Origin of the sequence: Hoeflea algicola (genome assembly GCF_026619415.1) — a bacterium.
Lineage (GTDB): Bacteria > Pseudomonadota > Alphaproteobacteria > Rhizobiales > Rhizobiaceae > Hoeflea > Hoeflea algicola.
The window spans coordinates 419,367-434,402 of the sequence record NZ_JAOVZR010000001.1; the positions used below are offsets into that span (position 1 = coordinate 419,367).

At 60.5% G+C, this 15,036-nt stretch carries 14 protein-coding genes and 2 pseudogenes; 8 read left to right on the forward strand and 8 right to left on the reverse strand.

What is annotated here, in order from left to right; genetic code table 11:
• Nucleotides 1-41: 41 nt before the first annotated feature.
• The gene (locus tag OEG84_RS02125; RefSeq protein WP_267652206.1) at nucleotides 42-326 is read right to left on the reverse strand and encodes a DUF6455 family protein; all 285 of its coding nucleotides are present in this window, start codon (nucleotides 324-326) and stop codon (nucleotides 42-44) included.
• Nucleotides 327-513: 187 nt separating this feature from the next.
• On the opposite strand from OEG84_RS02125, the pseudogene gatB reads away from it, so the two are divergent.
• The 3 genes and pseudogenes from gatB (at nucleotide 514) to OEG84_RS02140 (ending at nucleotide 3,285) form a co-directional block, all read left to right on the forward strand.
• Nucleotides 514-2,017 (forward strand): annotated as a pseudogene (gatB, locus tag OEG84_RS02130) (Asp-tRNA(Asn)/Glu-tRNA(Gln) amidotransferase subunit GatB).
• A 10-nt stretch (nucleotides 2,018-2,027) separates the two neighbouring features.
• Nucleotides 2,028-2,690, forward strand: coding sequence for a YdcF family protein (locus OEG84_RS02135; RefSeq protein WP_267652207.1), 663 nt, complete (start codon nucleotides 2,028-2,030; stop codon nucleotides 2,688-2,690).
• Between the two features lie 97 nt (nucleotides 2,691-2,787).
• Nucleotides 2,788-3,285 (forward strand): GNAT family N-acetyltransferase, encoded by a 498-nt coding sequence (locus tag OEG84_RS02140; RefSeq protein ID WP_267652208.1) that lies wholly within the window; start codon nucleotides 2,788-2,790, stop codon nucleotides 3,283-3,285.
• Nucleotides 3,286-3,337: 52 nt separating this feature from the next.
• Here the strand turns inward: OEG84_RS02140 and OEG84_RS02145 are convergent, their stop codons facing one another.
• On the reverse strand, nucleotides 3,338-3,724 hold the full coding sequence (locus OEG84_RS02145; protein WP_267652209.1) for a hypothetical protein: 387 nt from the start codon (nucleotides 3,722-3,724) through the stop codon (nucleotides 3,338-3,340).
• A 239-nt stretch (nucleotides 3,725-3,963) separates the two neighbouring features.
• On the opposite strand from OEG84_RS02145, the gene OEG84_RS02150 reads away from it, so the two are divergent.
• From OEG84_RS02150 to OEG84_RS02165, 4 genes are all read left to right on the forward strand, one after another.
• Complete coding sequence (locus OEG84_RS02150; protein WP_267652210.1) at nucleotides 3,964-4,452, forward strand: DM13 domain-containing protein; 489 nt, start codon at nucleotides 3,964-3,966, stop codon at nucleotides 4,450-4,452.
• Between the two features lie 65 nt (nucleotides 4,453-4,517).
• Nucleotides 4,518-4,922: a GNAT family N-acetyltransferase gene (locus OEG84_RS02155; RefSeq protein WP_425602886.1), complete on the forward strand. Its 405-nt coding sequence runs from the start codon at nucleotides 4,518-4,520 to the stop codon at nucleotides 4,920-4,922.
• 104 nt (nucleotides 4,923-5,026) lie between these two features.
• On the forward strand, nucleotides 5,027-5,425 hold the full coding sequence (locus tag OEG84_RS02160; RefSeq protein ID WP_267652212.1) for an NADH:ubiquinone oxidoreductase subunit NDUFA12: 399 nt from the start codon (nucleotides 5,027-5,029) through the stop codon (nucleotides 5,423-5,425).
• 151 nt (nucleotides 5,426-5,576) lie between these two features.
• Nucleotides 5,577-6,008: a DUF2155 domain-containing protein gene (locus OEG84_RS02165; protein ID WP_267652213.1), complete on the forward strand. Its 432-nt coding sequence runs from the start codon at nucleotides 5,577-5,579 to the stop codon at nucleotides 6,006-6,008.
• Nucleotides 6,009-6,410: 402 nt separating this feature from the next.
• On the opposite strand, the gene OEG84_RS02170 is transcribed toward OEG84_RS02165, so the two are convergent.
• The 6 genes from OEG84_RS02170 to OEG84_RS02195 all read right to left on the reverse strand — a co-directional run bounded on the left by OEG84_RS02170 (nucleotide 6,411) and on the right by OEG84_RS02195 (nucleotide 13,646).
• Nucleotides 6,411-8,495, reverse strand: a complete 2,085-nt coding sequence (locus tag OEG84_RS02170; RefSeq protein ID WP_267652214.1) for an OmpA family protein — start codon at nucleotides 8,493-8,495, stop codon at nucleotides 6,411-6,413.
• Nucleotides 8,496-8,660: 165 nt separating this feature from the next.
• Entirely contained in the window at nucleotides 8,661-9,281 is a 621-nt protein-coding gene (gene aat / locus OEG84_RS02175; protein ID WP_267652215.1) for a leucyl/phenylalanyl-tRNA--protein transferase, read from the reverse strand.
• Between the two features lie 37 nt (nucleotides 9,282-9,318).
• The gene (gene accC, locus OEG84_RS02180; RefSeq protein ID WP_267652216.1) at nucleotides 9,319-10,680 is read right to left on the reverse strand and encodes an acetyl-CoA carboxylase biotin carboxylase subunit; all 1,362 of its coding nucleotides are present in this window, start codon (nucleotides 10,678-10,680) and stop codon (nucleotides 9,319-9,321) included.
• 12 nt (nucleotides 10,681-10,692) lie between these two features.
• A complete protein-coding gene (gene accB / locus OEG84_RS02185) occupies nucleotides 10,693-11,151 on the reverse strand; it encodes an acetyl-CoA carboxylase biotin carboxyl carrier protein (protein WP_267652217.1) in 459 nt (152 codons plus the stop codon).
• 266 nt (nucleotides 11,152-11,417) lie between these two features.
• Nucleotides 11,418-12,182: a DsbA family protein gene (locus OEG84_RS02190; RefSeq protein WP_267652218.1), complete on the reverse strand. Its 765-nt coding sequence runs from the start codon at nucleotides 12,180-12,182 to the stop codon at nucleotides 11,418-11,420.
• Nucleotides 12,183-12,233: 51 nt separating this feature from the next.
• A complete protein-coding gene (locus tag OEG84_RS02195; protein WP_267652219.1) occupies nucleotides 12,234-13,646 on the reverse strand; it encodes a M48 family metalloprotease in 1,413 nt (470 codons plus the stop codon).
• Nucleotides 13,647-13,855: 209 nt separating this feature from the next.
• Between OEG84_RS02195 and OEG84_RS02200 the strand changes: the two are divergent.
• Nucleotides 13,856-14,975: pseudogene (locus tag OEG84_RS02200) on the forward strand (pyridoxal phosphate-dependent aminotransferase).
• Nucleotides 14,976-15,036 lie beyond the last annotated feature (61 nt).

The following is a 15,036-nucleotide window of genomic DNA, read 5'->3' on the forward strand; positions in this document are numbered from 1 at the left end:
CGAGTTGGGCAAAGATCACTTCGCCTAGAGGGTACGTGAATTCATGCGGTTGGCGCCGTTTCGACGGCCATCTGATCCAGGACCCGGTCAAACAGGTCATGATTTTTACAGAATCCCGGCGCTTCGTCGGGGTTGGTTTCATGGCCCAGCCATTCCTGGCAACTGTCGGGTCGATCACAGGTCAGGCAACGATTGGCCGCCCGGCGCAAAACTGCGGCATGATCGGGCATGCTGCGCATCTCGTCAGCGACGCCGAGCTTGTCCATCATTGCGTCCATCAGGTCGGCTTGCTGGGTCAGTCGGCTGAAAATATCGAGAACGCTCATCGGCTATTCCTCCGTTAATTCAAAGTAAGTTTTGCACCCAATCCCGCTGTCTGCCTTGATCCTGGTCAAACAATTTGCAGATAGCTGTGCGGGGCAAGAAGCGTCGTAATGTGCCGAAAGCCTTGCAGTCTGGCCTGCTTTGCTCTACCGGACAGGACGCTGAACGTTCCCAAAAAATGAGCATGCCATGAGCCTCGTCGATACCCGCACTCCCGATCCGAAACGACTGATTCCCGGCGCGACCGGCGACTGGGAGATCATCATCGGTCTCGAGGTCCACGCCCAGGTGACCAGCAACTCGAAATTGTTCTCGGGCGCTTCGACCCATTTCGGCAATGCCGCCAATTCCAATGTCAGCCTGGTCGACGCGGCCATGCCCGGCATGCTGCCGGTGATCAACCAGGAATGCGTGGCCCAGGCCGTGCGCACCGGGCTGGGGCTCAAGGCCCAGATCAACAACCGCTCGGTATTCGACCGCAAGAATTATTTCTATCCCGACCTGCCGCAGGGCTACCAGATTTCGCAGTTCAAGGACCCGATCGTCGGCGAGGGCACTATCATCATTTCCGTGGGTCCCGATCGTAAGGGCAATTTCGAGGATATCGAGATTGGCATCGAACGGCTGCACCTGGAGCAGGATGCAGGCAAGTCGATGCACGACCAGCATCCGACCATGTCTTATGTCGATCTCAACCGCTCCGGCGTGGCGCTGATGGAAATCGTCTCCAAGCCCGACATGCGTTCGGCCGACGAGGCCAAAGCCTATGTCACCAAGCTGCGCTCGATCCTGCGCTATCTCGGGACCTGCGACGGCAACATGGATGAAGGCTCGATGCGCGCCGACGTCAACGTATCCGTCCGCAAGCCCGGTGGCGAGTTCGGCACCCGCTGCGAGATCAAGAACGTCAACTCGATCTCGCTTTGTTGGCCAGTCGATCGACTATGAGGCCCGTCGCCAGATCGCCATCATCGAGGATGGCGGCACCATTGATCAGGAAACGCGTCTGTTTGATCCGGCCAAGGGCGAAACCCGCTCGATGCGCTCGAAGGAAGACGCGCATGATTACCGCTATTTCCCCGATCCCGACCTGCTGCCGCTTGAGTTCGATGATGCTTTTGTCGAAGCGCTGAAGGCCGATCTGCCGGAACTGCCCGATGACAAGAAGGCCCGGCTTGTCGCCGACATGGGGCTGAGCGTCTATGACGCCTCGATCCTGGTTTCGGAAAAGGCGATTGCCGATTATTACGAATTGCTGGCTTCGGGTCGTGACGGCAAGACCGCCGCCAACTGGGTCATCAATGACTTGCTGGGCGCCTTGAACAAAGCCGGCAAAAGCATTGAAGAGACTCCGGTTTCTCCCGATCAGCTCGGAACTATTCTCGACCTGATCAAGGACGGCACCATCTCCGGCAAGATCGCCAAGGATCTGTTCGAGATCGTCTTCACTGAAGGCGGCAACCCGGCCGACATCGTCGAAGCCCGGGGCATGAAGCAGGTCACCGATACCGGCGCCATCGAAAAGGCGGTCGACGAAATCATCGCCGCCAACCCCGATCAGGTGGCCAAGGTCGCGGCCAAGCCGGCACTGGCCGGCTGGTTCGTCGGCCAGGTGATGAAGCTGACCGGCGGCAAGGCCAACCCCAAAGCGGTGCAGGATCTGGTCAAGGCCAAGCTCGGCATCGAAGACTGACTGATAGCTAATGGCCATCAGCGACGTCCTGGTGATGCAGAAAGCCCGGATTCTCTGGGACTACCACGACACCGGGACGCCGCTTGCGGCTGCTGATGCGATCATTGGTCTGGGCAGTTACGACCTGCGGGTGGCGGATCGCTGCGCTGAGCTTTTCTTAAGCGGTCTGGCGCCACGCGTTGTCTTTGCCGGTGCAATGGGCAACTGGACGCGCGGCATGTTTGCGAGTTCCGAAGCGCACGCATTTGCTGATCGCGCCATCGCCCTCGGTGTCCCCGCCGGCGTGATCAGCCTCGAGCCAAAATCCACCAATATTGCCGAGAACATCAGCTTTGTCCGCGCCCTGTTGCCAGATGCGCAACAAGTGATCTGGGTGACCAAGCCGCAAACAAGACGTCGGGTGAGCGCAACGCTGCTTGTCAATTGGCCTGAGGTGACCTCGATGATCGCCGCTCCCGCGCATGATCTGGCGGCGCAGCCGAGCGCGCATCATCCGCTCGAGGCATTGATTTCCGAAATGGTCGGCGACGTTTGGCGGATGGCGGCCTATACCAAAAAGGGCTTTCAAGCCAGCCAACCGCTACCGCCCGCGGTACGAATCGCGTTTGACACCCTTGTCACGGCGGGGTTTACCCACCATTTGCCGCCGGGTGTACGCTCACTTGAGCAATGATTGATTTCCAGATGCACCGGCGCCGTTCGTTGGTCACCGACCGCTGACAGTCTGGCCAGCCACGGCGCCAAGCCGAGACAAACTGAGGAAACTGCCCATGTTTTTTGTCCGCTCCGCGTCGCCCCGGGATGTGACCGCCATCCGTGAAGTCCTGGCCGAAACCTGGCGGGCGACCTATGCGCTGTTCTATGGCGCTGCCAAGGTTGAGGAAATCATAGCCGATTGGCATTCCGAAGCCGCCGTCAAGGCCGCGCTTTCGCGACCGGATGGCGAGTATCTGGTAGCCGATGATGGCAAGATGATTGGCGGCGTCGCCTTTGCCAGCAAGTCTGCCGACGGCAATACCATCACGTTGCACCAACTCTATGTCCGCCCCAAATGTCAGGGATTTGGCATTGGCCGCGATCTTTTTGCCGAGATCGAAAGCTGTTTTCCCGGCGCGCAAAAACTTACGCTGGAGGTTGATCCGGGCAACGAGCCGGCGATTGGCTTCTACCGGGCCCACGGCATGGTCGAAGCTGGCCGCACCGACAATTGCGGCAAGGATCAGTCCGGCATTCCGGCGTTGATTCTCGAAAAACCACTCGCCGGATAGGGGGCCGCGCGTCGAAGGCGCGGTTTCCCGGCTTTCGGTGTAGTTTGCCGGATCAGTTTGGTGTGAGTTCCCGGCCCTTGTCATCCCACAATTGCACTGCCGAACATTCGATAAGGAAATTACGGCGCTCTCGGTCACAGGCGACGGTGACCGCCGCCATCACTGCCTCCTTCGAATTCCAGCCGCACAGATATTCATGCCAGTGAATGCCTTCCCGATGCTGCACGAACAGGTCGGCCGACCAGCCTGCCGGATAGCACCATTTGACCCGCAGGCAGTCACTGGCCATGGCGCCACCCTCGACGCATTTGGCGCGCGCGGAATTGAGGGTCGCCTCGGTGTTCTGGCCTGTGCATACGCCTGACGATCGTTTCGGTGCTTCGGAAAAAGCAATGCCGATCGGGCCGTCCTGGGCGATGGCCGCCGGGGCAGCCAGCAAGAGGCAATACAAGGCGGCAAGTGTGGGGCTGGCGGTGATGAACGTCTGCTCCTGACGGTTCCTGCAAGATTTCGCAGTATGATGGCAAAACTGCTTGCCCGGCAACGACAACCAAGAAACTATGGGATTCGGCGGTAGGCCGGGTATTGTCGCCGTGCGCGAAACCGCCTGCGTGGAAACAGGTATTGGCGGGCAGTCAAGCAAGGTAAAATCGGCAAGGTAGATAGAAGGAAGTGCGCATGAACAGGTTTCTCCAGATCGCTATTCCGGTGTTTGTCATTGGCTTCATTGCCGGCGGCGCGTTCTGGTATCTGTTTTCGCCGTTGCTCATCGACCGGGTGGTCAATGAGCAATTGCCGTCAGGCATTACGCTTAACCATGCGCGGGCCGGGGAGTTCCGCGACGTTGACGGTGCCCACCGCGGATCGGGCAAGGCGCAGGTGCTGATTTCCGACGCTGGTGGCGCGGTGTTGCGCTTTACCGAATTCGAAGTCACCAATGGCCCCGATCTGGAAGTCTGGCTGGTCAAACACCCGGATCCGAAGAAATCCGCAGATGTCACCGCCAGTGAATGGATTTCGCTTGGCCCGCTCAAGGGCAACAAGGGCGACCAGACCTATGTCATTGCCGACGGCACCGATATTGACCAGTGGGGCTCGGCTGTAGTCTGGTGCGAACAGTTCGGCGTGCTGTTTTCGGTGGCGACGCTGAACCCGACCGAAGGCTGACGCTATTGGCCCAACCTGTCGAGATCCGCCTCGCCGAAAAGGCTGATGTGGCAGCGATTGCCGCCATGTTTGCCGCGGATTCGCTTGGCGGCCATGGCGACAGCGCCGGTCCCGAAAACCTGCCATTCTACCATGCGGCCTTTGAACGCATCGCCGCGAGCGCCAATGACACATTGTTTGTCGCCGTAAGGGATGGCGAGGTGGTGGGCACGTTTCAGACAACGTTGATTGTCTCGATGACCGGCAGGGGTTCGTCGAGCCTGATCATCGAGGCGGTTCACACCCGTTCGGATTGCCGCGGAATGGGGATTGGTGCGGCGATGATACGCCACGCGATCGAACTGGGAAGGGTGCAGGGCGTGCGACTGGTGCAATTGATGTCGAATGCCACACGGGTTGACGCGCATCGCTTCTACAGCGGTCTCGGCTTCGTCCAGAGTCATCTCGGTTTCAAGATGAAATTGCGCTGAGCATCGGCACGTGCGCCACTGGACATCAGCGCCGGGCCGGGTCATAAGGCAGGCACGGCCCAAGGGGGAATGCCCCCACGCGGCTCCCCGGACGAGAGGCTTACATGAAGACGCTACTTCTTCAGATTTTCACCTGGTGGAACGGTCAGACAATGGGAACGCGTTTCCATACCTGGCGGCATGGCACACGCGTCGGCGATGATGAGCTCGGCAATATCTATTACGAGGGCGGGTCCGATTCGGAAGGCCGCACCCGGCGCTGGGTAATCTACAATGGCCCGGCCGAAGCCTCGGCGATTCCGGCCGGCTGGCATGGCTGGATGCATCACCGCACCGATGTTGCGCCGTCAGCGGAAACCTATGTGGCCAAGCCGTGGGAACTGGCGCACCGGAAAAATTACACCGGCACCGCGCAGGCCTACCGGCCGAAGGGATCGATCCTCAATCAGGGCGCCCGTCCGCATGTGACCGGCGACTACGATGCCTGGACCCCGAAATCCTGAATTCCTGCCTCTGGTTTGGCGCAGCCATGACACAATTGCATGGTTAACGCTTCATTGACGGCGTTGAATTAGGGTCTCGATTCGAGACGCGCCGGATCACGTCCCGGCCTGGCATCCCGCCGACGGGACATCGTTGTGACGAGTGAAGCAGATGAATTTCCAAACTAACAATTTTGCCGGGCGCGGGATGGCGCTGATTCTCGGTGCGATCGCGGTCTTCGGTGCCCAGACGCCAGCAGTCGCCGCGCGCATTGAAAACCCGGTGGCCGTTTTTTCCGGCATCGACAAGATCACCGGACGGATCACGACCTTCGATGTCTATGTCAACGAGACCGTGCAGTTCGGTGCACTGCAGGTGACGCCGCGTGTGTGTTACAGCCGCGACGATACCGAAGCGCCCAAGACCACCACCTTTGTCGAGGTTGATGAGATCACCCTCGACCGCAAGATCCGGCGGTTGTTTACCGGCTGGATGTTTGCCGATTCTCCCGGCCTCAATGCCGTGGACCACGCCGTCTATGACGTTTGGCTCAAGGCCTGCAAGCAGGAATCAGACATTCCAGCGCCTGCAGTTGACGACTGAACTGAGCGGCAACTCCCTGGTCAGTCACTTCCTGCTGGCAGATTTATCTGTTGCCACGAGGCCTGGGCAATCGCATCGTCGAGTGCCAAGGAGACTGCCGTGACACTCGTCCTGTCTGTCCACACTCCACACATTCATTGATAAAGTTGATCATGCCAGCCAGATGAACCTGCTGTAACGAGCGGCGCCACTGGGTCACCAACTCATTCTTCAAATGTAAAGCGGCCCGTTGTGTAGGCGACGACAAGACACGGGTGGGAGGTTGTCTTGGTGCCGGGCAGCTTGCTCCATTGCCTCGAGATTAAGTAATTGCACGACCTTTGCGGACGGCTCTTTACCAGGCAGCGTCGCGCATTGGCAAGAATGCGCGACGCCTCAGGTTCAAAGTTGCCGGGCCTCAGGTCAGCGTGAGGCGACCGGGGTGACCAGTGGCGTGATCCGGCGGATGGTCACGCGGCGATTAAGCCGTTCTGGTGCTTCCGTACGCACCTTCAGGTATCGCTCGCCATAGCCCTGGGTGACAAGGTTTTCCGGTGGGATCCCGAACACATCCGTGAGCGCGATGGCCACGGTTTCGGCACGCTTGTCCGACAGCACCAGATTGGCTTCATCGCGCCCTACCGCATCGGTGTGACCCTCGATCAGGAAAGTCTCCGCTGGGTTGGCTTCGAGAATCTTCTCCATCGCATCGGCAACGTCGGAAAGATGCTGGATCTGGTCCTCGGCGATTGCCGCCTTGCCAAACTCGAATGTCAGCGAATCAAGGTCGATACGCCGGACCTTGTCGCGGATTCGGGCCGAATATCGAACTTCTTCTACCGAATACAGCCGTTCGACCTGTTCAACCGGCGGCTCCATCAGGAAGTCGAGGTAGGCCGATGGCTCGGCGACCGTGGCCTCGAGAATGTACTCGTCAATCGGGATCGACAGCCGCAATGGCGGCAGTTCGCGGCCCGGGTCGACAAAGGCTTCGCGTGAGCCATCGCTGCGGGCTTCGGCGAAAAACAGCACATATTCCTGACCATCAGGCATGATCCGGCTGCGCTGGATCACATCGCCCCAGCGATTGGTGATGGTGACCAGTTGTACGCCGTTGGGCCTGACGATTACTTCACGCACGCGGCCGCCACGCAGCTGCTCGTAATAGACTTCCTCGCTGCCCGCGCGCAGCCGCTGATCGTCGTCATGTTCGATGATGGTGCGGTTGTCCACCTCGATGATCGTGCGGTTGTCGATCTGGTTGATGATCGTCACTTCGGTCTGGCGCTCTCGTGCCGGGCGCTCCTTGACCCGTTCACCCTGTTCGGACATGGCCCGTTCGGGGGTCGCCTGATCGGCTGCTGCAGGACCTTGGGCTTCGGCGTCCGATTTGGGCGCGGCTGCAGGTGGTGCGGATGGCTTTTTGGTGCGGGCAGGGGCGGGAGTAGCACCCGCTTCCGCCGGTTCAACGTCTTCCTTGGCGCTGTCGAGCACCGGCGCGCCACCCTCAACCGGCAGCGTCAGCACTTCTTCTGCTGGCTGGTCGGCGGGAGCTGACTGCTCGGCCCCAGCAGCGTCTGCGGCCGGTTCTGTTGCTGTTTCCGGCTTGGTTTGCGGAGCGGGCGTGTTTTCAGGCGTCGTGTCTGGTTTGGCTTCTGGTGTCGGGGCAGCTTTGGCCGCAGGGGCGGCGTCGGGCTTTGGCTCAGGTTTGACGTCGGTTTCCGCGGCAGGCTCGGCCGGGGGCTCAGCAGCAGGCTCCGTTGCGGGCTCAGCTTCAGCAGCCGGTACTGCTGTCGGTTCAGCTGCGGGCGCCGCCTCGGCTGCTGGCTCTGTTGGCGCGGATTCTGCTGCCGGGTCAGTGGCTGCTTCAGGAGCTGGCTCTGCTTGTGCATCTGCTGCGGGCTCAGGTGCTTTTTCGACCGTTGCCGCTGGCTCGGGTGCGGCATCCGCAGGTGCTGCCGGTTCAGCTGCTGCTTCGGGTGCCGGAGCAGATTCTGCCGTCGGTGCAGCCTCTTCCGCTGGCTCGGGCTCAGCCTGCACTTCTGCCTTCGGCTCGGGTGCTGCTTCGGCCGCCGGAACAGGTTCCGCAGCTGGTGCTGCCTCTTCTACAGGTTTCGGAGCCGGTTCCGGTGCTGCTTCTGGTGCCGGCGGCGCTTCTGCTGCGGGTGCAGGTTCCGGAGTTTTGGCTGCCGGTTCAGGCGCGGGTTCCGGCTCGGGAGCCGGCGAAGCCTGTGCGGCAGCAAGCGCTGCCTGCGCAGCCTGCACGTCTGCCTGGGCGGCGGCAACGTCGCCGCCGGAAGCTCCCGCTTCTGCCAGCCGCGCCTGGGCCGCAGCAAGGGCTGCCTGTGCGTCGTCAGCGCTGACCTGCACCTTGATGAGATATTGTGTAACCGCAGGCGGGGCAACGTTCAGCAACCCGGCTTGCGGAAATGGGGCGGCATGCGAGAGGCCCAAGGTGCCGAAGCTGAAAACAGCAGTCGAGGCGAGTAAGAGGCGGGTTGAGATCACGGGTGACTCCTATAGGTGGATGTTCCTTCACCCTGACAACGCATTGTGGCTTTGCTTGGTTCCCTTCAGGCAATCTGCACGCAGAGTTCGACAAGCGCTGGGCTGCTCAGCGACGCGTAGCGGCGGTCGGTGGGGCATCAGCCATCGTGTAAATAAGGGAGTATTTTATGCAGGGTCGGAAAAGGCGATGTTGTCGCCCTCAAGCGCTGCGGCAAGCAGATCGGCATATTCTTGGCGCGGGATATCGATCGCGCCGAACCGCTTGAGGTGCTCTGTGGTGAACTGGGTATCAAGCAGGATGAAACCGCGCGCACGCAGCCTCTCGACCAGATGCACGAGACAGATCTTCGAGGCGTCGGTGGCGCGGGTGAACATGCTTTCGCCGAAGAAGGCGCGCCTGAGCGAGACACCATAGAGCCCGCCAACTAATTTTCCATTCAGCCAGGCTTCCACCGAATGGGCATGACCGAGCCGGTGCAGGCTGCTGTAAAGTTCTGAGATGGTGGAATTTATCCAGGTCGATGGCCGATTGTCGGCGTAAGCCGCGCACGCTGCCAGCACGCCGTCGAAATCCGTGTCAAATCGGATCTGATAGGGGGCCTGACGTACCGTCCGGGCCAACCGCCGCGGCACATGAAACTTGTCCAGGGGCAGCACGCCGCGGATTTCCGGCTCGACCCAGAAAAGTTCAGGATCATCTGCCGAATCGGCCATCGGGAACAGCCCCGAGGCATAGGCCTGCAACAGCAGGTCGGGCGTGATCGGCGGATACGAACTGCGTGCCATACCTCAGGTGCCCCGCGCCGCGGACCTGCCCGCGATCCTATTTACCGGCTTTGGCCGCAGCCTTGGCGGCAAGAAACTTTTCCAGCCAGTGAATGTCGTAGTCACCATTGGCGATGTCCGGATTGGCAAGAAGATCGCGAAACAGCGGCAGCGTGGTGTTGATGCCGTCGACCACAAATTCATCCAGCGCGCGCCTCAGCCGCATCATGCATTCGACCCGGGTGCGCCCGTGCACGATCAGCTTGCCGATCAGGCTGTCGTAATAGGGTGGGATCTTGTAACCCTGATAGACGCCTGAATCGACCCGTACGCCCAGGCCGCCGGGTGTGTGGTAATGGGTGATCGTTCCCGGCGACGGCACGAACGTGTCCGGATCCTCGGCGTTGATGCGGCATTCGATGGCATGGCCGTGGAAGCGAATGTCGCTCTGGGTGACGGACATGCCTGCGCCGGAAGCGACCCGGATCTGCTCGTTGACCAGGTCGATGCCGGTGATCGCCTCGGTCACCGGGTGTTCGACCTGCAGCCGCGTGTTCATTTCGATGAAATAGAATTCCCCGTTTTCATAGAGAAACTCGATGGTGCCTGCGCCACGATATTTCAGCTTGCGCATCGCAGCGGCACAGATCTCGCCGATTTCCATGCGCTGGTCTTCGTTCAGCGAAGGCGAATTTGCTTCTTCCCAGACCTTCTGGTGGCGCCGCTGCAGCGAACAATCGCGTTCGCCCAGATGAATCGCGTTGCCTTCGCCATCGCCAAGAACCTGAATTTCGATATGACGCGGCTTGCCCAGGTATTTTTCCATGTACACGGCGTCATTGCCGAAGTTTGCCAGCGCTTCCGATCGGGCCGTCGACAGGGCTTCCGACAGCTCCTCGGCATTATGGGCCACTTTCATGCCCTTGCCGCCGCCGCCAGCTGTTGCCTTGATCAGCACCGGGTAACCGGTTTCCTCGGCAACCTTTATCGCCTGTTCTACGTCGAACACCTCGCCATCAGAGCCCGGCACGCAAGGGATGCCAAGCGACACAGCCGTTTTCTTGGCCGTGATCTTGTCTCCCATGAGGCGGATATGATCCGCAGTCGGGCCAATGAAGGTGATGCCGTGCGCATCGAGAATATCGGCGAATTTGGCGTTCTCCGACAAAAAGCCGTAGCCCGGGTGCACCGCATCGGCACCGGTGATCTCGCAGGCCGCGACAATCTGGTGGATATTGAGATAGCTGTCGCGCGAAGGCGGCGGCCCGATGCACACGCTTTCATCGGCCAGCCGTACATGCATGGCGTCCTGATCGGCCGTCGAATGCACAGCCACGGTCTGGATGCCCAGCTCCTTACATGCGCGCAGCACCCGCAGAGCGATTTCGCCACGGTTTGCGATGAGAACCTTGGAGAACATGGGCTGACTCACTTATTCGATCACGATCATCGGTTCGGCGAATTCCACCGGATCGCCATCGGCAACCAGAATCTGGATGACCTTGCCGGCGCGCGGTGAGGGAATCTGGTTCATGGTCTTCATCGCTTCGATGATCAGGATGGTCTGGCCTTCCTTGACCATCTGGCCAACCTCGACGAACGGCTTGGAGCCGGGCGCCGGCGACAGGTAGACCGAGCCGACCATCGGCGCCGTGATGGCGTTGGCTGATGGAGTCGCCGCAACCGGCGCCGCTTCAACAGGGGCCTGCTGAGGGGCGGTAACCTGCGGCTGGGCAATTGGAGCATGAATCGTCTGAGCCGTCCCGGCGCGGCTGACGCGCACCCGCAAGTCGTCCTGCTCGATTTCGATTTCGGTCAGATCGGTCTCGTTGAGAATATTGGCCAGATCCCGGATCAGATCCTGGTCGATCGACGGTTTTCTTGTTGCCATCGGACATTGCCTCTATTGTTGGTGCCGTGGACGGCGGCTTCAGCCGTCTCGTTGTTTGTTCGTCCCTTTACAGCCCCGTGCCGTCTGCTGACAAGCCCGCCAAGGGATCTGCGGCCGCGAAAATGGTTCCGATCCTGCAGCCAGCGTCGAGCCGCGCGGCCCCAGTCATACACCTTGACTCCAAGCCGGGGGAAGGCTTTTGACCCGCCCTCCGGATTGTCCACAAGCGATTGCGGGGCATTGCCTTGTGCAGGATAGGTTTCTGATCAGCAGACGGTGCTTTTGCAGGACCGCAGATTGGCGATCTTGTCAAGCAACGGCTCTGCGCCCACGGCGCCGAAAACCGCTTCGTCGCCAAGGATGAAGGACGGTGTGCCGGAAATGCCCAGCGCATCGGCGAGCTGGTACGATTGCCGGATCGACTGCTCGATTTCCGGGTCGTCCATGCCGGCCCGCAGCGTTGCCTCGTCGACCCCGAGACCCGCCGCCACATCAATCGCTTGGGCTTCAGTTGCCCGCACGTCGCCGCCTAGCAGTTTCAGGTGAAACGCCTCGTATTGCTCAGGCGCAATCTTGCGAAACGCCATGCTGACCCGGTGCGCTGCCACTGAATCCGGTCCCAGGATCGGGAATTCCTTGAGCACGAAGCGGACATTGTCATCCTGTTCGATGATGGTGACCATGTCTTGCATGGCGCGCTTGCAGAAACCGCAATTGTAATCGAAGAATTCGACCACGGTCACGTCGCCATTCGGGTTGCCAAGCGAGATGTCCTCGGCTGCGTTGAAGATCGCGTCGGTGTTGCCGGTGATCGCCGCCTGCGCAATATTGCGGCTTTCGGCTTCCTTTTTCAGGGCCAGAGCCTGCTGCACCTCTTCGAAGATTTCCGGATTGGCCAGCAGATAGTCGCGTACGATTTCGCCGATTTCCTGTTTTTCGGCATCGTCGAACGCAGCAGCCGGAAACGGAACGGCAGAAACGGTGCCAATCAGCAGCGCTGCCATCAGGGGGATGCGTTTGCGAAATGCCATGTCGGGTTTCCTCTTGTCAGTTCTAGCGGAGCGCTTTCTTGGAAAGCAGTTCTATTTTCCGATGGTTAAGATGTCATTGGCGCGAACCGCGCCCGGCGATCCTTTGGCAAGCTTTTGCAGTGCGCGGGCGGCAAACACCTTTGCGTCACGGGTGTTGCCGGCGCGAAAATTACCTTCGGCCAGCACCAGTTCGGCGTTGCCGACATCTCCGGACTGGCCATAGGCTTGCGACAGGTTCCTGTAGGCGGTGAAATTGTCCGGCTCGCTCTGGATTGATGCCCTCAGTTCCTCGATGGCGCGTTTGACGTTACCGGCCTTGCCCGACGCGACCAGTGCAAAACCGAGCCGCGCCCGGATCAGCGCGGAACCGCTTCGATCCAGCTTGGTCGCTGTGCTCAGTGCCTTGACCGCTTCGTCATTCCTGCGCAGTTTGATCAGCACTTCGCCTCGGAATTCGTGAAAATACGGGTTTTTCGGCTGTTCCTTGATCAATCCATCCAGCTTTTTCAACGCTGCGGTCGAATTGCCAGCCAGGTCGGTGGCAATCGCATCGCCATAGCGTGCGGGCAGGGAACCACGATCCTTGGCAAACAACCGCGCAACCGCTTGCGCGCCGCCACTATAGGCGGCGATCTTGGCGCGCATCAGATTGTGCCTGGCGACCAGTCCGGCCGGATCCTTAGCGTCGAAATATTTGCTCTTGCGCGCCAGTTCCTCCAGCAACGCGATACGGTCGCGTGGCAGCGGGTGGCTGATCTGGTACTGGTCGACCTGCACGCCCGACAATGAAAGACTCTGCGAGAAGCGTTCGAACGTCGTCAGCATCCCGCGCATCGATTGCCCGGTGGCGTTGAGGTAACGGCCAGCGGCCTGATCGGCGTTCATTTCCTCAGAACGCCGATAGCTGAGCAGGCTGCGTTGGGCCAAACCCGGCGCCGCGGTAATCAGCGCGCCACCTGCCTGTGCACCACCCGAGTTGCCCGAGATGCTGCCCGCGGCAATAGCGCCGGCGCCAAGCAGGCTGCCAACGATGGCCATCGTCCGCGCCGCGGCGATCTGTTCACGCAGGCGCTGCTGGTGACCACCGGCCAAATGTCCGGCCTCGTGGGCGATCACGCCGATGATTTCGTTGGGGACGGAGGCTGCGGCCAGCGCGCCTGTATTGACGAAAATCCGTTGGCCATCAACGAAGGCGTTGAAGCTTGGATCATTGACCAGCACGATCTGCACCCGGCTCGATTTTAACCCTGCGGCCTTGAGCACCGGTTGGGCGTATTCCTTGAGAAGTGTTTCGATTTCAGCATCGCGCACCACCGCCACCCGTCCCTGGGCCAGCGCCGGCAATGCGAACGAACAGGCCAGAGCTGCTGTGATGACGCAGCGCGAGAGCCGTGCGGCGTATCCTTTTCCGAACCGTATGGTCGCGGCCGGTCGCTCGCTATTCAACGCTGTGTTGGTCTTCATGGATGCTGATGTCCTCGTCCTTCAGATGAAAGGTAGCGGCAAAGCCCGGAAAAGCAATTGCTCAAAACGGTTGGACTGGCTTGCTCTCGCACTTGTGATGGCCACGACAATCGGGCAATTGTGCGGCCAATCGTGATCGACGAAACGAACATCCCGGAGTTGATAAAGTGAATTTGCAGCGCAAATCATCGGTAGAGCCGTTCCATGCCATGGATATACTCGCCGAAGCCACCCGTTTGAAGGCACTCGGCAACGATGTGATCTCGATGGCGGTGGGCCAGCCGGCGCATCCGGCTCCGACCGCGGCGCGCGCGGCAGCGGCCAGAGCGCTCGAGGCTGGGCGTTTGGGTTATACTGACGCACTTGGGCTGAAAAGCCTGCGCAAGGCTATCGCCAGCCACTACCAAACCCGATACGGCATCGACCTTGATCCGCAACGGGTTGCAGTTACCACAGGCTCTTCTGCCGGGTTCAATCTGGCTTTCCTGCAATTGTTTAGCCCTGGCGATCGGGTGGCGATCACCCGACCGGGCTATCCCGCCTATCGCAACATCCTTGCAGCGCTCGGCCTCCAGGTAGTGGAAATCGCGGTCGGTGCCGAGACCGGGCACGCCTTGACGCCTGCGGCCATAGAGGCTGCGGAACGCGAGGCCGGCGGCCGCGTTGCCGGCGTGCTGATCGCCAGTCCGGCCAATCCAACCGGCGCAGTCCACGGGCGTGATGCCATCGCCACACTCGATGCCTGGTGCGCCGAGCGTGGCGTTGCCTTCATATCCGACGAGATCTATCACGGCCTGACCTGGAGCGGTGAAGAGGCCACAGCGCTGTCGGTCTCGGACCGGGCGGTCGTCATCAATTCATTCTCGAAATATTTCTGCATGACCGGCTGGCGGATCGGCTGGATGGTTCTGCCCGAAGATCTGGTGCGGCCGGTGGAATGTCTGGCCCAGAGCCTTTACATCAGCCCGCCGGAGCTCTCCCAGATTGCCGCGGAAGCGGCGCTGACGGGAACTGCCGAGATGGACGCGGTGTGTGCCGGTTACCGGCAGAACCGGACGCTGCTGGCCGAACGCTTGCCGGCACTCGGATTGCCGTTCGCAGCCCCCATGGACGGCGCGTTCTATGCATGGGTCGATGCTTCTGGTCACACCAATGATCTCGATGGCATTCGCGCATCAGATGCTGGCCGACATCCATGTCGCTGCGACCCCGGGACGTGACTTCGACCCGGTCGATGGCGCACGCTACATGCGATTTTCCTATGCCGGCAGCCAGGACGAGATGAAGACCGCGCTCGATCGCCTGGAAGGTTGGCTGGGACGGCGTTGACGCGCGCCAAAACCGAGCCCGTTAGTCAAACCCTTGACCGGCATCTGTGTGTTGAAGCCAA